Raw genomic sequence first — 20,676 nt, 5'->3', positions numbered from 1 at the left:
GACCAATTGCGCGGAAGCAGAGCGCCGTCAACGGCCGCCGTCAGGACGGACGATGGGACAGGCCGGGAGCCCGCGGGTGAGATCCGTACGCCGGACGGACGGACCTCACCGCGGACGACGCGTCAGACGGCCGGCTTGCAACCGGGCGCCGGCGCGCCCGTGAGCAGGGCCGTGATCTCGGCGGCGAGGTCCGGGCCGAGCTCGCCCCAGCCCTCCTTGTAGCCGTAGACACCGGCCAGCGAACGGGCCTCGTAGTCGCCGTTCATGATCTCGACGTCGTTGGGCGTGATGAGTCCCGGGTGGACGACGCCGACGGCCGACGAGACCTTCATCAGCTCCTTGCGCAGGGTGCGCAGGTAGGAGGCGGCCCGGACGGACTTCGACGCCGGGTCGACGCCGCGGGCCAGCCACGGGTTCTGGGTGGCGATGCCGGTGGGGCACTTGTCGGTGTGGCACTTCTGCGCCTGGATGCAGCCGATCGACAGCATCGCCTCGCGGGCCACGTTGATCATGTCGGCGCCCAGCGCGAAGGCGACCGCGGCGTTCTCGGGCAGGCCGAGCTTGCCGGACCCGATGAAGGTCAGTTCGTCGGTCAGTCCCAGCTCGGCGAAGGTCCCGTAGACCCGGGAGAAGCCCATCCGGAACGGCAGCGACACCGAGTCGGCGAACATCCGCGGCGCCGCGCCGGTGCCGCCCTCGCCGCCGTCGACGGTCACGAAGTCGACGCCGCGGTCACCGCGCGCCATCAGCGTGGCCAGCTCCTGCCAGAAGCCCAGCTCGCCCACCGCGCTCTTCACACCGACCGGCAGACCGGTCTCGGTGGCGAGCAGTTCGACGAAGTCGAGCATCGAGTCGACGTCGCCGAAGGCGGAGTGCCGGGACGGCGAGGCACAGTCCTTGCCGACCGGGATGCCGCGGATCGCGGCGATCTCCGGGGTCACCTTCGCGCCCGGCAGCATGCCTCCCAGCCCCGGCTTGGCGCCCTGGGAGAGCTTGATCTCTATCGCCCTGACCGGGGCGCCGGCGACGATCTCCTTGAGCTTGTCGAGGTTGAAGGTGCCGTCCTCGTTGCGGCAGCCGAAGTACGCCGTGCCGAGCTGGAGGACGAGGTCGCCGCCGTTGCGGTGGTGCGGCGAGAGGCCGCCCTCGCCGGTGTTGTGCAGGGTGCCGGCCAGCGCCGCACCCTTGTTGAGGGCCGTGATGGCCGCGCCGGAGAGCGAACCGAAGCTCATCGCCGAGATGTTCACCACGCTCGCCGGCCGGAACGCCTTCGCACGCCCGCGCGGGCCACCCAGGACCTTCGCCGAGGGCAGCGGGGCCTGCGGGTCGTGCGAGTCGGGCAGGGCGCCGGCGAACGTGCGCTGCTTCAGGTAGGCGTGGCCCTGGACGTGCTCGACGTCCACCTCGGTCCCGAACCCGAAGTAGTTGTTCTGCTCCTTCGCCGACGCGTAGATCCAGGTGCGCTGGTCGCGGCTGAACGGGCGCTCCTCCTCGTTGGAGGTCACGATGTACTGCCGCAGCTCCGGCCCGATCGTCTCCAGCAGGTACCGGGCGTGCCCGACCACCGGGAAGTTCCGCAGCAGTGCGTGCCGCTTCTGGACGAGGTCACGGGCTGCCAGAAGCGCCACCGCAGTCGCGGCGGCCGCGCCGATCTTCCGGGCTTGCATGGAGGTTCCTCCTCGAAGACGACTCCATCACCGTCGGTGGAGCCGCTGGGTCGTGTGGGGTGTCGGACGGCGGGCGCCCGGGTGGGCGGCGGAGTCCGGCGACGAATCCGACTCGATCGTAGGAGGCTGTCCGGACCGCTCTGCGGTCAGGGGCCGGTCCGGGCGTCAGACGGGGAGTCGGGCGGGCACGCTGCGGTAGCGTCGGACCGTGAACGGCTCCGCCCTGGTACGCGTTGCGACCTTCAACGTCCTGCACGGACGGCAGGTCCTGGACGACGGACGCCCCTCCCTGACCACCCCGGGCACCGCCACCGTGCAGCCGCTCGTCGACGCCGTCGCCGCCCTCGACGCCGACGTGGTGGCGCTGCAGGAACTCGACCGCTTCCAGGAGCGGTCGGACCGCGCCGACCAGGCGCGGGCGGTCGCCGCGGCGACCGGCGCCGCGGCGTGGCGCTACGCCTCCGCCTTCCATGCGCGGTCCCTGCCGGGCCGGGTTTGGCGGCCCGACAGCTCCGAACCGGGCCTGCGAGTGTACGGTCCGCCGGGCGCCGGGCACGACGGGCGGGCCCCCTCGCACGGCGTGGCGCTGCTGTCCAGGCTCCCGGTACTGAGCTGGCGGGCCCGGCGGTTCAGCGCGCCGCCCCTCGCCCTGCCGCTGCCGGTGGCCGGCGGGGCGGGCCTTACGGTGATCCGCGACCATCCGCGCGCGGCCCTGGCCGCCGTACTGGAGGGGCCGCGCGGCCCGTTCACGGCGGTGGCCCTGCACCTGTCGTTCGTCCCGGGCTGGAACGTCCGCCAACTCCTCGCCGTGCACCGCTGGATCGCCGACCTGCCCCGGCCGCACGTCCTGCTCGGCGACTTCAACCTCGGCGGCACCCTCCCCACGGCTGTGCTCGGCGCCGCCGAACTGCGCTCCCCGTCCACGCCCCGGCCCGGCTGGCGCGACCTCGCCCGCGTCCCGACCTTCCCGGCGCACCGCCCACGGGTCCAGCTCGACCACATCCTCGCGACCGGCCTCGACTCGCCCCGGCCGAACTCCGCGCAGGCGCCCAGGATGCCGGTCTCGGACCACCGGCCCCTGGTGGTCGAGCTGCCCCTGTAGTCCCGCCCGTACGACACCCGCCCAGGCCGGGCCGGGGCGGGTGTCGTACCAGCGGGACCGGTCAGTTGGCCAGGCTGAAGTCACCGCCCACCGGAGCGGCGATCTTGTCGACGCCGGTCAGCGCGGTGAGCGTGGTGACCGGGGTGGCGCTGTCCGTGGTGGTGCCGTTGCCGAGCTGGCCGGAGCCGTTGTTGCCCCAGGAGCGCACCGTGTTGTCGCCCAGCAGGGCCACCGTGTGTTCACGGCCGCCGCCGACCAGCTGGACGCCCTTGATGTCCGGCACCGGGACGGGGGTGATCCGGTAGTCGGTCGTGCCGTTGCCGAGCTGGCCGGAGCCGTTGTTGCCCCAGGACTTGAGGCGCTTCTCCTGGGCGTGCAAGCCTGGAAGGCCGAGGCGAACGTGGCCTTGGCGCCCAGGTGCAGCGCGTTGGAGCCGCCCACGCTCACCGGGAACTCCACGGTGTTCTGCACCTTGTCCTCGGTGGACGGGCCCTTGTCCTTTTTCGGACCGTACTGGGTCGTGCCGTTGGTCATGCCGGGCTTCACGTTCGCCGGCGGTGACGGTGGTGTCCACGCCGCCCTCCACGGCGGCGCTGCCGGAGATCTCCCCGCCGATGTTGTCGGTGCTGCTGGTCACGAAGGTGACGGTGCGCTCGATCTCCATGTCCCCGTCCGTGCAGTTGATCGCCCCGTTCCCGACCGACAGCACCGAACCCATGAACTCGCGCGGCGCACCGTACATCCGGAAGCTGCACGCCGAGGCCTGGTCGCACAGGCTGGTGACCTCCCGGGTCGAGACCAACGGCCGCTCCCCGTCCAGGGCCTGCGCCGTCGGGTACGGCAGCGGGGCTCCCCCGCCGTCGGCCGCGGCGCCGGTCCCGCCCGCCCCGGGGTCGGTCCCGGCGGCCCAGCCCGGCACGGCGGCGGGAATCAGGACGGCTATCGCCACCCCGGGGGCCAGTAAGGCGGTTCGGACAGCGCGCCGCCATGTCGGCGGGCCGGCGAAATCGACCACGATGCTCTCCTTGAGGATGCGAGGACGCTTCGGCCGGCCCGACGCACGCGGTCGGACCGGCGCGGACGCGCGAACGCCGGCCCGCCGCACCGGGCGGCGGACACGGGGATTCGTTCGGCGCCTCCATCCTCGACGAGAGTCCGACCGTAGGCGAACCGTCGGCCCCGGGCCTGCGCCATTCGATGGCCCGTCACACCTCACCGACGGTGTCCGCGGTCAGAACCAGTGCAGGCAGTGCGGCGGCCGCTCGGTGCGGAAGAGGGCGTCGGCGAGGGCGGCCGCGCCCGGGTGGTGGGCCCGGACGTGTCCGGCCCGCACCAGCGTGCTCGGGGTGGTGCCGCCGAGGTAGACGGAGCCCAGGTCGCTGACGTCCAGGGAGAGGTCGGGCTCGCGGTCGGTCGGGACGCACTCGGCCTTGCCGTCCCGGACGGTCAGCAGGTGGCGGCCCCGCTCGCCGAGGAACGGGTCGTCGACGTCGAGGACGAGCTCGCCGTCCGTGAGCCAGCCGCGCGTGGTCAGCGCCCGCGGGACGTCCAGCAGCCGCACCCAGAGCCAGTCGGTGTCGCCGGTCACCTCGCCGGCGCGGAAGTCCTGGAGCTGCCAGCGCAGCGGGTGCCCGGTCGGGACGTGCTTGAAGACGACCCGGCCGACCAGGTCGTGACCGAGCAGGAACCGGGCCAGGGCGGTGTGGACGGCGTCGTCGGTGGCGATGGTCTCGTCGACGGTCAGCGTGCCGCTCTCGAGTACGTAGCTGGCGTACCCGTCGGGGGTGCCGTCGGCGTCCCGGTGGACGGCGACGTACCGCGGCGCCCGGGAGACCGGGGGCTGGCCCGCGCCCGAGGACCACCAGCGGTGCGGCCGGGACAGCGCGCCGGGCTGGGTACGGCGGTACCGGTCGTAGACCTCCTCCATGATCTCGCCGCACTCGGACCGCTGCCGCAGCTCGACCGAACCGGCGTCCGAGCCGCTGTCCGACCCCGCCGCCGCGCCGGCCCGGGGAACGGCCAGGGCCCCCTGGTGGCGCGGCACGGTCAGCCGCGCCGTGTACGTGGCGGGCCCGTAGCCGAACCTGCGGTAGATCACGGCCTCGGAGGCCAGCAGGACCGAGAGGACCTCCCCGCGGGCCCGCAGTTCGGTGAGCTGATGCCGCATCATCGCGGTGAGCACGCCCTGGCGCCGGTGCGAGGGCAGAACGCCGACGCCGGTGACCCCGGCGGTGGGCACGAGGACGTCACCGGGCAGGGTCAGCTCGAAGGTGTACGCGCCGGCGGTGCCGACGGGCCGCCCGTCCGCCGCCACGGCGAGCAGGCCGCGGTCCATCTCGTACGCCGACCACAGGACCCCGCCGCCGTCCTCCGCCGCGGCGCTCCGGAAGAGCCCGAACGCGGCGTGCACGGTGTCGACGAAGGCGTCGAGGTCCTGATCGGTCGTGGGACGAATGTCCATGTGCTGCGGCTGCCTTCCCTGGTCACCGGTTACCGGCACCACGGCCCGCGGCGCCCCGCCACAGTGCAGCCGTGCCGTGGCGCCGGGTCAACTGGATTACCGCCGCGCCGGGTCCCTGCCCGCGCCGGTCAGCCGATGGCGGCTCCCCGGACGAAGCCGGCGAAGCGGTCGGCGAACTCGGCGCTGACGTAGAGCTTGCCGTCGTTGCGGACGAACAGGTCGAGGTGCTTGTCCAGCCAGTCCGTGAAGATCGGACCGGTCCGGTGCTCGTCGAAGGCCTGACGGCTGGTCCAGGCGCCCATGAAGATCACCTCGCTCGGGGTGGGCGGCGGCAGCGAACCCTCCACCACCGCGGTGTGCAGGCAGTACATGAGGGTGTCGGGCTCGCCGTCCTCCACCTGCTGCACCAGGTCCTTCAGGGCGGCCACCGCCTCGTCCTCACGGCCGGGCACGCACCACCACTTCGTGACGATGGAGATCATCGGTTCGGTCCTCCTCGGTTCTCGATGCGGTTCTCGATCCGCTGGGTGAGCTTGTCCCGGTCCCCGCCCGGCGGGACGTAGGAGAAGCGGGGGCACAGCGTGTGCCCGGGCTTCGCCGGGTTCGGGGTGCGCATCAGGGCGATCGCCGCATTCCTCAGCCCGTACATGGCGTGGACCGCCCGTCGCAACGACGGCCGCTCCCGCTCCGCGTGGACGTCGAGCGGGTCGACGACCTCCGTCGGCTCGCCGGCGAAGGCGCGGTAGATGCCGTCGACCAGGTGCGAGTACGCCAGGTCGAAGGCGTCCAGGGCGGCCCCCTCGGGGCTGCCGTCGACGTCGCCGTTGCGCGGGACGTACAGCGCCGGTTGGACGGCGGTGTAGTCGACCAGCAGCATCGCCCCCGCGGGGTTCTGGTCGGCCTGCTGGTCGGTGCGGAAGCGCCGCCCGGTCTGGAGTTCGCGGAAGCGGGCGTAGTGGGAGTACATCTGCCAGCCGGAGCCGAGCCGGTCCGCGTCGGTGACCGTCTTGGCGGGCCGGTGCAGGTACTCCTCGGGCAGGCCCTCGCCCTGGTCGATGATCTTCAGGACGGCTTCGCGCGCGGTGGCCCGGTCCTTGACCTCGATGACGTGGCCGGCGCCGCCGTAGTAGTCGCCGTCCGGGATCTGACGGACCGCCGAGAACGCGCTGTCGGGGCAGATCGCCGGGTCGGCCAGGGCCGCGTCGACGGCGTCGTAGAACTCGCCGATGGTACGGAAGCCGCCCGGCTGCACGGGAATCGCGGCGAGGGTGGCGGCGCCGTGCAGCGGGTGCTCGATCCGGACGAAGCTGTCCACCGCGCGGGGCGTGAGCGGGAGGAGTTCGAGCGTACCGATGCCGGAGATCAGCGGACTGTCCAGCGGGTAGGCGGGGATCGGGCTGAGGTTGGGCCGGCCCTGGAACTCGACCGGTTCGGTGCCGGGGATCTCGCCGAGGGCGTTGAGGACGTTGGCGGCGAGCGTCATGTGGAGCATCTCCTCCATGACCACGCTGCGGATCGTCTGCGCCGCGTCGGTGTTGCGACCCGCTTCGATGGAGTAGAGCCCGGTCAGGTAGACCGGGATGGTGCTGAGCTCCAGTCCGACGGCCAGCTGCAGGGCGGCCTTGAGGTCCTCGAGGGTGCTGATCCTGGTGGGCTCGGTCATGCGTCGTTCCCCTTCAGCTGCTCGGCGATCCGGTCGCCGGTTCGGAGGGCCAGCGCGGTCATGGTGAGCGTGGGGTTGGAGGTGCCCAGGGTCGGCATGCTGCCGCAGCCGACGATGTAGAGGTTGGGCAGGTCGTGGCTGCGCTGGTGGCTGTCGACCACGGAGGTGGTCGGGTCGTCGCCCATCCGGTGGGTGCCGACGACGTGTCCCGCGCCGCGGACCCAGTAGGTGACGCCGTCGTGGGTGACGGCGGACGGGTCGTTCGGGTCGTAGTGGGTGTAGTCGCCGGGCCGGTACTCGGGCCGGCGGACCTGGTCGCCGATGCCGAGCTGGGTGAAGAGCTGCCGGCTCGCCTCGGCGGCCCAGGGCAGCGAGTCCCGCACGTACGGCGAGAGGTCGTAGTGGATGACGGGCCGGTGGTTGCCGAGCGCGTCCTTGTAGCGGTCGTCGATGGTGACCCGGTTGGTGGGTTCGGGGTCCTGCTCCAGCTCCCAGGCGATCCGGAACTGGGCCGGCAGGATCTCGCCGAGCCGCTCGCGCAGCGCCCTGCCGTAGAGCCCGACCGCGCCGCTCTCGCCGCCGCCGACCAGGTCGTGGACGGTGTCGTAGGGCGCGTTCTCGGGGAAGTTCCAGCCCCAGTTGCCGATCTCGACGCGGAAGGCGGTGCGCTCCGAGCGGAAGCTGCCGTCGCGGAAGGCGGGGATGCCGGAGGTGGAGCCGGGGCCGCGGTAGGCGCCGACGCCGTCCTCCAGCAGGCCCCAGGTGAGCAGCAGCGGGTGGTCCATCAGGTTGCGGCCGACCTGGTCGCTGGTGTTGGCGGCGCCGGAGGCCAGCAGCAGGGTGGCGTTCTCGATGGCGTTGGCGGCGAGCACGTAGGTGTCGGCGGTGACGGTGTGGTCGACCGGCGCGCTGCCGTCGTCGAACCAGGTCCGGTAGGTGAGCCCGGTGACGGTCCCCGTGCCGTCCTTCTGCTGGGTGTGCCGGACCCGGGAGACCACGCACTGGCTGCGGATGGCCACCCTGGCCTTGCGGGCGCCGTCCGCCGGGTCCCGGTCGGGGTACTTGACGATCAGTTCGTAGAGCGTCTTCAGCGCGTTGTACTTCGCCTGGGCGGGGCAGATCGGGATGCAGCTGGAGTTGCCCTCGCAGCGCTGCCCCTGGTCGAAGTTGCCGACCGCACCGATCACCTGGTAGCCCTCGGCGGGTTGGGAGTTGCGGCCGACCGGGGTGTTGCTGAGCTCGACCGGGAAGGTGTGCGGGCGGCCCTCCCGGTCGGTCAGCTCGACCACCAGGCCGGCCGACTTCTTGGCCAGGTACTGGTCGAGGTAGCTGCTGGGGATCCGCTCCATCGGGAAGTGGTAGACCCCGTCGGGGAACTTCGCGGTGTTCGCGCTCTTGAAGAACTTCGCCGGGTCGCCGCCGATGCCGGGGTAGACCTGGTCCTCGACGTTGGCCGAGACGCCGATGATGTCCCACTCGGCGCGCTCGTAGTAGGGCTTGAGATCCTCGTACGACAGCGGCCAGTTGACGCTGTGCCGGTACGCGTCGCGCATCCGGAAGTCGTTGGGGAGCATCCGCAGGCAGGTGCCCAGCCAGTGCAGGGTGGTGCCGCCGAGGGAGCGGGCGTAGTCGCTGCCGAAGGGCAGCGGGCCCATCTGGACGAAGTACCCGTTGTCGCTGGGCACCTTGGTGGTGCCGTCCGGGCCCATGATCGGCCGGCCGATGTCGAGGACGTCCGGCTGCGGGGCGGAACTGCTGGCGGGATAGGGCGAGTTCGGGACCTTGGCGAGCGCCTCCTGAAAGGCGCCCACGTAGGTGTCGTACTTGTCGGCGCTCATCGCGGTGGCCCGGCCGGCCTCCAGGATGAGGATCCGGGGGTGCCGGGGCGGGGTCTGGGCGGCGGCCTTCTCGATGACCGTCTTGGCGATCGTGGCCGCGGAGATGCCGCCGCCGACGATGACGATGTCGTAGTCGTTGCTCGTGCTCATGGCTGTTCCTCGGCTCAGAAGACGGGCAGGGAGGGCGGCTCCGCCCAGGAGCCGAAGCCGGGCGGCTTGGCACCCATCGGGTGGGCTCCGGCCGCGATCCAGACCAGGCCCTCCCGGTAGGCCTGCGGGGAGACGACGTGCTCGACGTCCTCGGCGGTCGATCCGTTGATGTCGCGGTAGCCGCCGGAGAGCGGGTACCAGCTGCCGAGGTACCAGAGCTTGATCAGGCTGACGATCACCGGCGCGTAGCGCGGGTTCTCGACGACCTGCCTGCGCAGGGCTTCGCCGTCGTGGTTCCTGCGGTCGGCGGCGAGGGCCTCGGCGGCGGCCAGGAACAGGTGTCCGGCCTCGCGTTCGCCGATGATCCGCAGCAGGGTGGTGTAGTACGTCTCGATCAGGCCGGTGCCGGCCAGCTCGGCCCGGTCGAAGCCGGTGAGGGCGACGGAGAGCTCGGTGAAGATCTGTTGGGGGCTTGGGGTGGGTGTGCCGTGGTCCGTCATGGCGTGCTCCCGAGGGGTGCGGGTCAGACGAGGGTGCGGTTGATCGGGCTCAGGTCGAGCGGACGGCTGAGGTCCGGCTCGAAGGTCGAGTCGACCGACTGCTGGAAGCGGAAGAAGCCGGTGGGGTCGGCCGCCGCCTTGATCGCCCTCAGCCGGGCCAGGTTGTCGCCGTAGTAGGCCACCGCCCAGTCCTTCTGCAGGGGGTCGATGTAGTTGACGTAGGCGCCCTGGAAGTCGGCGCTGAGCGCCTCACCGAAGTCGACGGCCCACTCCACGTTGGTGCGGGTGTCCGCCGGGTCGGTCCAGATCGCCTTGAGTTCGAAGACGTAGCGCTTGTCGCGGTGCGGGTAGGGCCCGTGGTTGTCGCCGTCGGGGTGGAGGACCTTGCCCCGGCCGTGGGTCCACACCACGAAGCTGTCGGGCGAAGGCGCGTTCCCCATCGCGTCCTGGACGGCCTCGATCATGTCGCTGCGCCAGCCGTCCTCGCCGATCACCCCGGAGCGGATGTACGCCTGGCGGTCGCCGACCAGGGTGGACTTGCCGATGGTGGCCTCCCAGGTGGGCAGCGGCATCGAGTAGATGCTCACGTTGAAGGGCTGGAGGCGCAGCATCGGCTGGAGCAGGTCCACGCCGTCGGCGTACTCGCCGTTGAAGACCGGGGTGATCCGGAAGGTGGGGAGCTTGCGGGTCGGGTCCGCCGGGTCGGGGTCGCGGCCGACGTAGCCGTAGGCGGCCATCGCCTGCGGGACGTCCTTCGCCCACGCGTCGTAGGCGGCGATCACCTCCTGGGCCCGCTCCAGCGGGTAGGACAGCTCACCGCCCATCACGGTCGCGGCGGCGGGCGTGTGCAGTTGGAGGGTCATCTCGACGGCGACGCCGAAGTTGCCGCCGCCTCCGCCGCGGCAGGCCCAGAAGAGGTCCCGGTCGGCCTGGTCGGGGGCGTCGGCGGTCAGGGTGCGCAGCCGGCCCGCGGCGTCGACCAGCTTGATCTCCGTGACGTTGTCGCTGCCGAGCCCGTAGGAGCGGGAGACGAAGCTGTAGCCGCCGCCCTGGAGGAAGCCGGGAAGTCCGACGGTGAGGCAGCCGCCGCCGATCGGGATCAGCGGGGTGGCGTGGCGGGCGACGTAGCCGTACACGTCGCTCCAGATCGCGCCCATCTGGACCCGCAGCCGCTGGGTGTCCCGGTCCAGCGCGACGGCCTTCATCAGTCCGAGGTCCAGCACGACGCCGCCCCGGTTGAGGCAGTACCCGGCGGCGCTGTGGCCGCCGCCGCGGACGGTCATCGGCAGCTCGAGCTCGCGGGCGAACGCGAGGGTCAGGGCGACGTCGGCGACCGAGTTGGCGCGCACCACGTAGGCCGGGGGCGTCCGGGTCCGGCCGTTGTCGATCTCCATCACCCGGACGTAGTCGGGGCTGCCCGGCTCGCAGACGTACCCGCTCAGGCGCCGGGCGAGGGCGTCGACGGCCCGGTGGTGACCGCTCACGGCCGCGTCCCGTCCCCGGCCGGCTCCACCACGGCGCCGAACCGCTGCAGGGCGCTGAGGCTCGGCACGAAGAAGTACTCGCCGCCGCGCATCGTCACCCACTGGCCGACCCGCTTCGGGAAGAAGGGGCTCGTGGGCGCCGGCGGCTGCTGGGAGAAGTCCAGCTGGTTGTGCGAGCCGTAGACCTTGGGCCAGGGCTGCTCGAGCGCCTGGTCGCGGGACTCGGACGGGGGCAGCTGGCCGATCACCGCGTCCAGGCCGGTGCCGGGCTGCAGGAACTGCTCGAAGTTCGACCAGAGCGCCTGGATGAACTCGAACTGGTCCGGGATGCTGCTCTGCGCGCACAGGAACAGCAGGCCCACCGAGTCGCCGGGGGCGGGGTCCAGCGTCACGGGACCGAAGCTGATGCCCCGCCGGGCGATCCGCTGGGTCCGCTCCTGGGTGAGCGGCACCCCGAACTGGCGCTGCTTGTCGCCGCGCGGGTTGACCTTGCGGACGTGCGAGGCGAGCGGGCAGCGCACCGCGTCGACGTCACGGTCGTAGCTGAAGTTGTTCGGCAGCGAGACCAGCCCCGGCACCTGCTGCTCCACCACGGGGGTGCCGTCCTTGAACCGGCCGACCATGTACGCGCCGGCCAGGGCGATGTCGGCGTCGGTCGGGTCCTGCGCCTTGGGGTCGGACTGCTGGGCGATCTCCAGTCCGAGGGCCTTCTCGTCGCCGCGAAAGCCCGCCACGTCCTGCTCCAGCTTGCGGTACACGAAGTAGGAGCCGTAGCCGTCGCTCCCGCCCGCCGGGTCCTTGACCAGCACCTGGTCCAGCGGCGCGCTCGGGTCGTAGACGTCGATGCCGCCGTTCAGCGTCCTGGCCCGCTCGATGTCCCGGGCGAAGAAGAGCGGCTGGCTCACCCCGTCCGCGAAACCGAAGTGCTCGTGGACGTTCCCGGTCGGGCTCGGGTTGCCCTGCGCGTCGAAGCGCATCGCGGTGCCGGTCTCCTCGGCGACCGTGGCGCCGACCGCGGCGAGCTGCTGCTTCAGCTCCGCCACCAGCGGGTCGATGCGCAGCACCGGGTCGTCGTCGGCGACGATCACCAGGGCGTGCAGGGTGGCCTGGAAGGTGGGCTCCCACGCGGTCACCGGCGGGTCGTTGAGGACCGCCACCCGCTCCTTGGCGCCGGCAGCGAACGACGGGTCGTCCGGCGTGAGGTCCGCGCCCAGCCGCAGGTCGCGGTACCCGTCGGCGGAGACCAGCGCGCCGACGAACACGGAGCTGGCGGAGAGGACCATGGCCATCCGGTCGGCGGCGGTGATCGCGCCGTTGCGGTCGATCGTCCGCAGCGTCTCCCGGTACCGGTTCGCCTCCTCGTACTGCGTCAGGGCCGAGGTGACGTACGCGGGCTGGGCCAGCGACGCCAGCCACTGCCGCGCCTGCTGCCGGTCGTCGGCGCTCGCGGTGGCGAAGGTGATGAACAGGTGGCGGCTGTGGTCGCGGCCGTGGCTCTGGAGGATGTTGCCCTGCAGGTCGCCCAGGGCGGCCCGGACGGCCTCCTGGGTGTTGCGGGTCGGGGGGATGGTCGGCAGGTCCGGATCGATCCCGGTCTGCTTCAGGTCGATAGCCATGCGCCCCACCATGGGGCCCGTCCCGGCCCGACCTCGCACCGCGACACGCCTGCCGACGGCCGGGTGAGGGGTCTGCAGAATGGTTCCCACGTGCAGGTTCGTTCGGATACGGACCGCCGGAGGGCCCCCCGCACACCACTCCCCCGGCGCAGCGCGCGACGCCCTGGGCCCGCCGCCCGCCGAGCTACGACCGCCCCGCGAGCGAGCCCGTGCGCCCCCGTCCGCTCGGCAGGGCGGCGCCGGGCCCGCCGCTCACTTCGACGGCGGGCTGTCCCAGCTGTAGAGGTCGGGCATGTTGTGCCGTCCGCCGTCGTTCTGGTTCCGGATCTGCGCGTCGGCCGTGTACGACGTCCCGTCGGTGAAGACCACCGAGCAGTGCAGGTGGGCGGTGTCGCCGCGCATGGTGCCGTGGACGTGCGGGGTGCAGGACACCGAGGTGACCGGCCGGTGGTCGACGTCGGTCAGGTGGGACTTCATCGCGTTCTGCAGATCGACGTAGGCGTCCGTGTTCGGCCCGCAGCCCGCCGCGCCCCCGGCGACGACAGCCGCCAGCACGAGGAGCCCCGCGCCCCGGCGGAACGTTCCTGCGGCACCATGCCCACGAAGGCGGGCCATCCTCATCGGCGGGACTCCTGATCGCTCGGTCGGTCGAGGAGCCCCGAGCGTAGCGGGGACGTCCACGGACCTTCACCGCCGCACCACGCCTCGCACCAAGGCCGCCTGGCCGACGTGCTGCAGGTCGTCGGAGACGACGCTGATCAACCGCACGCCCAACGTCACGGCCGGGGTCCAGCTGGTGTCCACGACCCGGTCCAGGTCGGCTTCGCCGAGGCCCCGGACGAAGGCCAGGGTGCGCTCGTGCACGGCATCGAGGTAGCCGGTGAGCAGGTCGGGCGAGTCCACCCGCACCGACGCCACGTCCCGGGCGGTGTGGCCGTAGCCGGTCGCCCGCGCGGGGAACGGCAGTCCGAAGCGGTCGGCCCAGCCGTCCGCCGTCCAGACCTGCTCGGTCCCCGCGACACCGGCCACGTGGTCGTCCTGGATACGCGTCAGGTGCCACACCAGCCAGGCGATCGAGTTGGCTCCCTCGTCGAGGCGCGTCGCCAGCTCGTCGGAATCGAGGCCGTCGACCACGGCGTGGACGGCGTCGCGGATCCGGCCGAAGGCATCGGCGAGCAGGGCAGAGGTGTCCACGGGAGTCCTTCCCCACACAGGACCGCACCGGCGTGCGGTGACCGCCTCGATTCTTCCCCGAGGACGATGCCGGAGGCTGGACCGACAGACCGTAACCGCCCCCCTCGACGCCGGTCACGCAGCTCCGGCGCGGTCAGCGCACGCCGTCGAACGCGCTGCGGGCCCGGCCGATCTGTTCCTTGAGCCGGGCCGCCGTGGCCGCGGCCTCGCGGACCAGCCGGGACGCCTCCGCCACGTCCGAGCCGGAGGCCAGCCGTACCCGGGTGTCGGCCTGCTCCAGGAACCCGGCCAGTCCGGCCGCCAGCTCCTGCAAGTGCTCCAGGGAGTTCGCCGTGTCCCAGGTCCGGCCCCACTCGGCCTTTCCGAGAGCCAGGTCCTCGACCGCTCCGTTCACTGTCCCGGCGGTGTCCCGCAGCATCTTCCCGGGGTCGTACGGCACGGGCTTCCCCTCTCTGACGGAATCGGTGAGCGCAGTGTCGTGCACCAGCGTCGCACGCGGAGGAGGAACCGGCGCGGTCGGCCGAACCCTCACAGGGGATCAGGGGGCGGGCACAGCGCCGCCCGCAGGAGCGGACATGCCCCGGCGGGCGGCGCGGTGGGGCTACTTCTTGTTGAGGGAGGTGTTGTTCCACCAGCCCTGGCGTCCGGCGGTGAAGGCGACCGTGCGGTCGCCGATCTTCGCCTCGAAGCGGGTTCCGGTGGTCAGGGGGCTCGTCGGTGCGGCGCCGTGGGGGTCCTTGACGGTGGACAGGGGGACGGTGCCGGCGGGGGCGAGGTCGCCGGGCTGGAAGCCCTGGGGGTTGACGGTGGTGATGACCTCGTCCCAGTTCGGGGCACCGTCCAGGCGGTGGGTGAGGTGCACCTCGTCGCCCTGGCCGAAGGACAGCTCGGTCACGTAGTCCGGGTAGCCGGCGTCGGGGTCGAGCGGCCGGTAGTGGACCACGTCCTCCTTGCGGCAGGTCGCGTCGACGGCGGGGAGCAGCGGGGTGAAGGTCCGGTTGCCCTGGGCGTCGACGGTGACGCGTTCGAGTTCGACCGGCAGCGAGGTCCGCGTGCCGTCGACGATCTCGCTCAGCGGCCAGTGCCCTTCGGTGAACAGCGAGTAGTAGACCTGCTGGTGCTCGTGGGCGGCCAGGTCGGCCAGGTAGGTGTCGCGCAGGCGGTCGGGCAGCCCGAACCTGGTGATCATCTGGAAGGCGTGGATCGGGACGTAGTACAGGCCCAGGTGGTAGCTGAAGATCGTCTTCTTGCCGATCAGCAGGAAGCGGTGTCCGTGTCGGTCGGCGGCGGCGCTGACGGTCTCGGGCAGGGGTTGGTCGTTCATGGTGTCTCCTCCGGTGTCGGTGCGTGCCGGCGCTGCCAGAACGGCCGTTCGGGCCAGCGCTGTTCGGCGGCGTAGTGGGCGCGCTGGTTGCGCAGGTAGGTGGTACGGACGGCGGCGACCGAGCGCGCGTAGTCGGCGAGGGCGTCCGGGTCGCCGCCGAGGCGGGCGTGGACGGCTTGGCCGGCGCTCAGGCCGGTGAACAGGGCGGTGAGGATGCCCTGCGAGGACAGCGGGTCGAAGGCGACGGCGGCGTCGCCGGCGGCGGTCCAGCCGTCGCCGTGGACGGTGTCGAGGTGGGCGGTGTGGGCGGGCGCCTTGCGGGGCGCCGCGCCGGAGGGCCAGGGGTGCCGGGCGGAGAGGGAGTTGATGTGCCGGGTGGCCGCGAGGCCGGTCGGCAGATCGGTCCGGGCGGCGGGCAGGTCGGCGTCGGTGTACCAGGTCAGCAGGCGCCGGCCGCCGGGCAGTGGCGCGGTGTACCACCAGCCGTCCGGCGCCGCCTCGACGGTGGTGGTGGTGTCGGCGCAGTCCGGGGCGGGGCCGAGGGTGAGGTGGACGGCGACCTGCCGGTCGCGGACCACCCGGCGCGCCCCGCAGGCGGTGGCGACGGCGGCCCGGCGGCCGGTGGCGTCCACGATCCACCGGCACCTGACCGTACGCCGGCCGCTCAGTTCCACCGTCCACCCGCCGTCCGCCGCCCGGGCCGACGGCCGGACCACCGTCCCGGTGAGCACCCGGGCGCCCTGGTCCCGGGCGTGCTCGCGCAGTTGCCGGTCGAACAGTTGCCGGTCGAGGTGCCAGCCGTGGCCGTACGGGTCGAGGATGCTGTCGGTGGAGCCGAGGGCCGGGCTCCCCCACGCGGAGCGGTTGGCCAGGCAGGGCAGGTGACCGCCGGTCAGGGCGCGGTCCGCGCCGAGGTCGCGCAGCAGCACCCGGGCGGCGGCGGGCAGGGCCTCGCCGACGGGCGCCGGACCGCGCCCGGCATCGGCGAGCAGCACCGTCCGGCCGGCCCGGACCAGGGCGATGGCGGCGGCCGCACCCGCCGGGCCCGCACCGGCCACGACCACGTCGTAGCGGGCGCCGTCGGCCGGGGCGGGCCCGGCGAGCGGGTCGGGCCCGGCGGGTGCGGCGGGCCTCACGCGGTGCCGTCCGCGGACCGGGCACCACCGCCGTTGGCCGACTCCTCGCCGAACGGGTCGAGCTTGTCGATGTAGCCGATCGTGATCTCCTCGGCGCTGTACCCGGTCCGCGCGGCGACGTCCCCGAGCACGCCGGTGTAGGCGGTGATGTCCAGCGAGGTGGCCTCCGGGACATGGACGGTCACCAGGTTCCGGTCCGGCGAGACGCCCTCCAACGGGAAGCCGGGGACGGACTCGACCTGGACCACCTCGGGGAACCTGCCGTCGCCGACCGTGTAGCGGCGGGTCTCGACGATGCCGAAGTGGTGCCACTCCTTCACCGCCTGGGCGAGCTGCTCCTTGTACTCGCCGCGCAGGCCGCGCAGCCAGGACGCCCGGCGGGCGAACGCGTCCTGCCGCTCCTCCTCCGAACCCGCGCCGTCGGCCTTCTGGTCGACGATCCGGAAGTCGTCCTCGGTGAGCACGTGGTTGGGCACCCGGGCCGGCCAGAAGGTCGGCAGGTGCGGGTCGTAGCGGGCCTTGGGGAGCGCGTTGGACTCGTACCCGGAGCGGCAGCTCGCGGTGTCGGCCTGCCACGGGATCGCCATCCAGCGGGTCAGCCCGCCGGGCGGCTGGGCGTGCAGCGGGCCGTCCGCGCCCAGCGCCCGTTCGGCGCTCAGCTGCGGGCCGTAGTCGGGCTCCGGGTCGTCGTCCGCGCGGTGCAGGATGCGGAACGGCTCCTGGTACATGGTGGTGTGGCGGATCGGCCAGGTGACCTCGCAGCCGGGGTGGAAGGCGTCGGCGAGGCAGAAGTCCAGGGCGGCGCGGTCGAGCAGGCCGGGCTGGTCGGCGACCGGGGCGTCCTCGAGGCGGCGCGGGAAGCCGGGTACCGGGGCGGTGCTGAAGTCCCCGGCCGCCCACTTCCCCAGCTGCTCGATCTGGGTGTCGGACAGCGTCATGTACTGCAGCTGCGACTTGGGCTTGCTGGCCATGCCGTCGCCGTAGAACCACGGCCAGGGCTGCGGCGACAGGCCGTCCCGCTCGAAGTCGCGGATCGCGGTGTACACCTGGCGGCGCAGCTCGCGGTTGCGCTCGGCCCGGCTGGACAGCCGGTCGAGCAGGGCGGGGGCCATGAAGTCCTCGGGGCCGCCGAAGCCGTGGTGGGTGGCGTACCCCTTGTTGACCCACTGGAGCTCGCAGAAGCGGTGCAGGATCGGCTTGATGTCCCGCTCGAACGACACCTCCTCCGGCCCCGGGACCGGGTGCTGCGGCCGGAAGACGTCGTGGAGCAGGTCCCACAGGGTGCGCGGGGTCTTCACGTCGGGGGCGTAGTTGGGCGGGCCGACCACCACCCAGGCGCCCGCGACCTCGACGGGCCTGCCGTTCAGCACGAGGGTGGCGGTGACCGGTCCGTCGGAGGTGTCGTCGTACCAGCCGTCGTTGTTGCCGAACGAGTGCAGTTCCTCCCCGCCGGGCGCACCGGAGGTGCCGCGGCCGCCGAGGACGACCAGCCGCCCGTCCTCGTCGGTGTGCATGCGGCCCAGTGGCACGTCGACGCCGAGGAAGGTGCCGCCGCTGAACTCCACCTGCGTCGCGCTGCCGGGGACCAAGGTCTTGCGGCCGGGGTCGACGACCAGCCGCTTGCGGTCGGCCTCGCCGTCGATCTTGCTGTTGCGGCGGGCGGACGCCTTGCCCACCATGTCGGGGATGTCGAGGGCGAGGTCGAAGTTGTACCAGGCCGACTTGCGGTTGGCCACGTGCACGGCCCACTCGACCTCCACCCCGGCCTCGGCGGGCTTCAGCTCTCGCACCACCCGGCCGGAGCTGTCGTAGCCGTAGATCCGGAAGCGGGCGGCCTGGCGCTTGATCGCTCCACTGTCGTCCTTGTAGAAGCCGACCGGGGCCGGCTCGGGCTCGGGCGTCTCGGGGCCGAGGAACCATCCGTCGTCCAGCGTGCTGTTGCCCACGCGGGCCACCCCGATCGCGGGGTGGATCTTCGCGTAGGCGATGTCGTCGGTCATCGGGCTCTGCTGTTCCTCTCTGAGCGGGTGGGAGGGACCGCACGCGACGGCAGGCGGACTCGGGCAGGGCCTGGCGGTCGGTCAGGTGCGGTCGTACGCTCCGAATTAGGTCGCATTCGAAGTAGTCGGTCGGCACCGCGCCCACCACAACCCCGAGCGCGGCGAACTCACCTGAATGCCGGGCGCGAGCACGCGCGCGCCGGTGCCCGCCGCCGCGAACACGGCGCACTTCCGGACGCGTTCACCACCCGGCGCCCGCCGGCACACCAGCCGTTTCCGGTACGCGGGCGCGGTGTCGCCGGAAATTCCCGAAGAACGTCCGAACCGACCCGCAACCTCCGGCCTGGATGGACGTCTGTATGGGTGAAGGGCGACGGAGAGCGAGGCCGGCAGGACCGGGGGCGCTACCGCTCGACAGACGCGAACGGCCGAGGGGTCGGGCGGCCTTCGACCACACCACCATCAGCACCAGGGCCTCGGGGGTTCACGCCATGCGCACGTCCGCTATCAGTGCTTCAGCGAGGAATGTCCACGCGTTCTCCGCCCGCCGCCGACTCGCCACGGTCGCCGCCGTCGCCGTCCTCGCCGGCGGCGTCCAGTTCCTCGGCACCGACTCCGCCTGGGCGTGCGAGGGCCCCTACAGGGCGAACAACCCGATCATCTCGAACGAGGCCCAGCAGCGGCACCACAGTGCCGCCCCGGCCGCCGACTTCGTCCAGCCGGCCCCGCTCACCCTGGCCGCCGGTTCGCCGACCGAGATCGGCGTGGAGTTCGCCAACACCTCCGGAGCGGAGTTCGACGCCGCCGCCCCGACCCTCACCCTGAAGGACGCCGGCGGCAAGCAGCGCCTCCGCCTCAAGGACGTCACCGTCGAGGTCATGCGCGACGGCGCCTGGCAGAAGCTCGGCATCGACGACGGCTGCGGCGGCGAGGCCATCCGCGTCGACACCTCACCCCTGATGCAGCACCTCCCCGACGGCCGCGCCGCGCGCGCCCTGTTCCGGGTCGGCCTGGCCGCCGGCGCCCCGACGGACCTGACCGCGCTGTCGGTCACCACCTCGGCGTTCGCCGAGGTCACCGGCACCGGCACGGCCCACTCCACGACCGTCGAGGTCACCCACCCGGACACCGAGCCCGTAGCCGTCACTCCGGCCACTGACCGGACCGCCGCCCCCGCCACCCCCAGCAGCGCGCCCACCACCCCCGCGCCGGTCGGCACGGCCGAACTCGCCCGGACCGGCCCCGGCACCCCCACCGGCCTCCTCGCCGCCCCCGCCGCCGCCCTCGCCGCCCTCGGCACCGGCATCCTGATCGTCGCGCGGCGCCGCCGCACCCACCGCTGAACCACCCACCCGCCAACGGCGGGACGGCCCCTCCCACCACCGCTGGGAGGGACGACCCGCCGGCCCCTACCGAGCAGCGTCGACGCAGGTCGCCGACGCCCTGAACTGGACGGTTGACGGGCTGTTGTTGACGGCATTGACCTCCCAGGCCGTGGGCGTCTGCGAACCGACGACCGTGACCGGCTCGGAGGCCACGACCAGGAAGCCGTCGGGCGATCCACCGCCGGGGACGAACGTGTCGAACCCTCCGCCCGTGGCGACCTGCCCGGCAGGGCAGAAGACGGTCGCGACACCGCTCTGCCCCGCCGCAACGCTCGTGAAGTCGCCCAGGACGGTGTGAGCGCCCGTCACACCGCCCCCCGAACTGTTCCCGCAACCCGCCTGGCCGGTCGGGAAACAGCCGACGACAACGGGCAGGTTGATCAGCCCGAGCAAGGATCCGGTCCCGGTCTGGGCGTGAGCCCCACCCGCACTGATGACGATTGTTGACGCGGCCGCAGCTGCGACGGCCGCGACCCTTCTGCCGAGTTTCACCCGATGTCCTTCCGTCCGTGGATGACGGCCAGCATGCGGCGGACCCGGGCATGACCTCTCGGACGGCACGCATGCGCCGCGCCCTCTTCCATCCCCTGGCGCAACGACCGGCCCACTGTCGGCCCATCAGGCGTTCGGGCCGCCGCCTTCCGGCGACTCCTCGACGAGCCGGACCGTACCGTGCAGCGTCAGCCCGGACTCGTGGGCGTCCTGGAGGGCGGCCGCGAAGAGCCTGTCGCGGGCGTCGGGCGGCAGTTCCAGCATGCCCGCCGGCCAGGTGCCGGGCGGGACGACCGTCAGGAGGATCTCGCCGTCGGCCACGGCGGCCTCCAGCCAGCGGTCCGTCAGCTCGACCGGGGACGTGGGCTCCCACACCTGACGGCCGCCGATCAGCACCAGCCGGGTGAGCCGGTGGCCACGGACGTGCACCACCGCGGTGGTCGCCGGAGGGTCACCGAGCGCCAGGACGAGGCCGCTGTCCATCGCGTCCGCCACGAACTCCGGATACCGCTCGGAGTCGAACTCCACGATCGCCTCCGCAAAGAGCGGCTCCTCCTCGGTCTCGTCGTGCACCACCATCGCCCACACCATAGGCTCCGGCCTGCCCCTGCCGTCATCGGCTCGCTCCGTCATGTGGTGCACAACGCACGATCGCCGCTGCGGG

General features: G+C 72.7%; 19 protein-coding genes. 2 read left to right on the top strand and 17 right to left on the bottom strand.

Going from position 1 to position 20,676, the window contains the following annotated elements; all coding sequences use genetic code 11:
• Positions 1 to 122: 122 nt before the first annotated feature.
• Positions 123 to 1,667: an FMN-binding glutamate synthase family protein gene (locus tag FHR36_RS34085; protein WP_253803704.1), complete on the bottom strand. Its 1,545-nt coding sequence runs from the start codon at positions 1,665 to 1,667 to the stop codon at positions 123 to 125.
• 208 nt (positions 1,668 to 1,875) lie between these two features.
• On the opposite strand from FHR36_RS34085, the gene FHR36_RS34080 reads away from it, so the two are divergent.
• Positions 1,876 to 2,769, top strand: coding sequence for an endonuclease/exonuclease/phosphatase family protein (locus tag FHR36_RS34080; protein WP_253803702.1), 894 nt, complete (start codon positions 1,876 to 1,878; stop codon positions 2,767 to 2,769).
• A 61-nt stretch (positions 2,770 to 2,830) separates the two neighbouring features.
• Here the strand turns inward: FHR36_RS34080 and FHR36_RS34075 are convergent, their stop codons facing one another.
• The 14 genes from FHR36_RS34075 to FHR36_RS34010 all read right to left on the bottom strand — a co-directional run bounded on the left by FHR36_RS34075 (position 2,831) and on the right by FHR36_RS34010 (position 18,135).
• A complete protein-coding gene (locus tag FHR36_RS34075) occupies positions 2,831 to 3,784 on the bottom strand; it encodes an RCC1 domain-containing protein (protein ID WP_253803700.1) in 954 nt (317 codons plus the stop codon).
• Positions 3,785 to 4,000: 216 nt separating this feature from the next.
• Positions 4,001 to 5,230, bottom strand: coding sequence for a GNAT family N-acetyltransferase (locus FHR36_RS34070; RefSeq protein WP_253803698.1), 1,230 nt, complete (start codon positions 5,228 to 5,230; stop codon positions 4,001 to 4,003).
• Between the two features lie 128 nt (positions 5,231 to 5,358).
• Positions 5,359 to 5,712, bottom strand: coding sequence for a putative quinol monooxygenase (locus tag FHR36_RS34065; protein WP_253803697.1), 354 nt, complete (start codon positions 5,710 to 5,712; stop codon positions 5,359 to 5,361).
• Positions 5,709 to 6,893 (bottom strand): ferritin-like domain-containing protein, encoded by a 1,185-nt coding sequence (locus tag FHR36_RS34060; protein ID WP_253803696.1) that lies wholly within the window; start codon positions 6,891 to 6,893, stop codon positions 5,709 to 5,711. Before FHR36_RS34060 ends, FHR36_RS34065 begins: the two co-directional genes overlap by 4 nt.
• A complete protein-coding gene (locus tag FHR36_RS34055) occupies positions 6,890 to 8,881 on the bottom strand; it encodes a GMC family oxidoreductase (RefSeq protein ID WP_253803694.1) in 1,992 nt (663 codons plus the stop codon). The genes FHR36_RS34060 and FHR36_RS34055 overlap by 4 nt, the downstream gene beginning before the upstream one ends.
• 14 nt (positions 8,882 to 8,895) lie before the next feature.
• Positions 8,896 to 9,381, bottom strand: a complete 486-nt coding sequence (locus FHR36_RS34050) for a hypothetical protein (RefSeq protein ID WP_253803692.1) — start codon at positions 9,379 to 9,381, stop codon at positions 8,896 to 8,898.
• Between the two features lie 23 nt (positions 9,382 to 9,404).
• Positions 9,405 to 10,865, bottom strand: a complete 1,461-nt coding sequence (locus tag FHR36_RS34045) for an FAD-binding oxidoreductase (RefSeq protein WP_253803690.1) — start codon at positions 10,863 to 10,865, stop codon at positions 9,405 to 9,407.
• Positions 10,862 to 12,481, bottom strand: coding sequence for a Dyp-type peroxidase (locus FHR36_RS34040; protein ID WP_253803688.1), 1,620 nt, complete (start codon positions 12,479 to 12,481; stop codon positions 10,862 to 10,864). The genes FHR36_RS34045 and FHR36_RS34040 overlap by 4 nt, the downstream gene beginning before the upstream one ends.
• Before the next feature lie 252 nt (positions 12,482 to 12,733).
• Entirely contained in the window at positions 12,734 to 13,036 is a 303-nt protein-coding gene (locus tag FHR36_RS34035; protein WP_253803686.1) for a hypothetical protein, read from the bottom strand.
• 132 nt (positions 13,037 to 13,168) lie between these two features.
• Complete coding sequence (locus FHR36_RS34030) at positions 13,169 to 13,675, bottom strand: mycothiol transferase (protein ID WP_253803684.1); 507 nt, start codon at positions 13,673 to 13,675, stop codon at positions 13,169 to 13,171.
• Between the two features lie 133 nt (positions 13,676 to 13,808).
• The gene (locus tag FHR36_RS34025; RefSeq protein ID WP_253803683.1) at positions 13,809 to 14,114 is read right to left on the bottom strand and encodes a hypothetical protein; all 306 of its coding nucleotides are present in this window, start codon (positions 14,112 to 14,114) and stop codon (positions 13,809 to 13,811) included.
• Positions 14,115 to 14,276: 162 nt separating this feature from the next.
• Entirely contained in the window at positions 14,277 to 14,999 is a 723-nt protein-coding gene (locus FHR36_RS34020) for a hypothetical protein (RefSeq protein WP_253803682.1), read from the bottom strand.
• Positions 14,996 to 16,135, bottom strand: coding sequence for a tryptophan 7-halogenase (locus FHR36_RS34015; RefSeq protein ID WP_253803681.1), 1,140 nt, complete (start codon positions 16,133 to 16,135; stop codon positions 14,996 to 14,998). The genes FHR36_RS34020 and FHR36_RS34015 overlap by 4 nt, the downstream gene beginning before the upstream one ends.
• Complete coding sequence (locus FHR36_RS34010) at positions 16,132 to 18,135, bottom strand: LodA/GoxA family CTQ-dependent oxidase (protein ID WP_253803680.1); 2,004 nt, start codon at positions 18,133 to 18,135, stop codon at positions 16,132 to 16,134. The genes FHR36_RS34015 and FHR36_RS34010 overlap by 4 nt, the downstream gene beginning before the upstream one ends.
• Positions 18,136 to 18,626: 491 nt before the next feature.
• On the opposite strand from FHR36_RS34010, the gene FHR36_RS34005 reads away from it, so the two are divergent.
• Positions 18,627 to 19,478 (top strand): hypothetical protein, encoded by an 852-nt coding sequence (locus tag FHR36_RS34005; protein WP_253803679.1) that lies wholly within the window; start codon positions 18,627 to 18,629, stop codon positions 19,476 to 19,478.
• 66 nt (positions 19,479 to 19,544) lie between these two features.
• Here the strand turns inward: FHR36_RS34005 and FHR36_RS34000 are convergent, their stop codons facing one another.
• Both FHR36_RS34000 and FHR36_RS33995 read right to left on the bottom strand, forming a co-directional pair.
• Positions 19,545 to 19,913 (bottom strand): hypothetical protein, encoded by a 369-nt coding sequence (locus tag FHR36_RS34000; protein ID WP_253803678.1) that lies wholly within the window; start codon positions 19,911 to 19,913, stop codon positions 19,545 to 19,547.
• 225 nt (positions 19,914 to 20,138) lie between these two features.
• Complete coding sequence (locus FHR36_RS33995) at positions 20,139 to 20,591, bottom strand: hypothetical protein (protein ID WP_253803676.1); 453 nt, start codon at positions 20,589 to 20,591, stop codon at positions 20,139 to 20,141.
• Positions 20,592 to 20,676: the final 85 nt, after the last annotated feature.

It is taken from the genome of Kitasatospora cinereorecta (assembly GCF_024172095.1).
Taxonomy (GTDB): Bacteria; Actinomycetota; Actinomycetes; order Streptomycetales; family Streptomycetaceae; genus Kitasatospora; species Kitasatospora cinereorecta.
The sequence above is the reverse complement of the archived record's forward strand: the minus strand, read 5'-3'. Positions and strand labels throughout refer to the sequence as shown.

Excerpts from the sequence above, each read along its gene's own strand:
- FHR36_RS34085 (WP_253803704.1), bottom strand. The coding sequence starts at position 1,667 with ATGCAAGCCCGGAAGATCGGCGCGGCCGCCGCGACTGCGGTGGCGCTT.
- FHR36_RS34070 (WP_253803698.1), bottom strand. The coding sequence starts at position 5,230 with ATGGACATTCGTCCCACGACCGATCAGGACCTCGACGCCTTCGTCGAC.
- FHR36_RS34065 (WP_253803697.1), bottom strand. The coding sequence starts at position 5,712 with ATGATCTCCATCGTCACGAAGTGGTGGTGCGTGCCCGGCCGTGAGGAC.
- FHR36_RS34060 (WP_253803696.1), bottom strand. The coding sequence starts at position 6,893 with ATGACCGAGCCCACCAGGATCAGCACCCTCGAGGACCTCAAGGCCGCC.
- FHR36_RS34055 (WP_253803694.1), bottom strand. The coding sequence starts at position 8,881 with ATGAGCACGAGCAACGACTACGACATCGTCATCGTCGGCGGCGGCATC.
- FHR36_RS34050 (WP_253803692.1), bottom strand. The coding sequence starts at position 9,381 with ATGACGGACCACGGCACACCCACCCCAAGCCCCCAACAGATCTTCACC.
- FHR36_RS34040 (WP_253803688.1), bottom strand. The coding sequence starts at position 12,481 with ATGGCTATCGACCTGAAGCAGACCGGGATCGATCCGGACCTGCCGACC.
- FHR36_RS34020 (WP_253803682.1), bottom strand. The coding sequence starts at position 14,999 with ATGAACGACCAACCCCTGCCCGAGACCGTCAGCGCCGCCGCCGACCGA.
- FHR36_RS34010 (WP_253803680.1), bottom strand. The coding sequence starts at position 18,135 with ATGACCGACGACATCGCCTACGCGAAGATCCACCCCGCGATCGGGGTG.
- FHR36_RS34005 (WP_253803679.1), top strand. The coding sequence starts at position 18,627 with ATGCGCACGTCCGCTATCAGTGCTTCAGCGAGGAATGTCCACGCGTTC.
- FHR36_RS33995 (WP_253803676.1), bottom strand. The coding sequence starts at position 20,591 with ATGGTGGTGCACGACGAGACCGAGGAGGAGCCGCTCTTTGCGGAGGCG.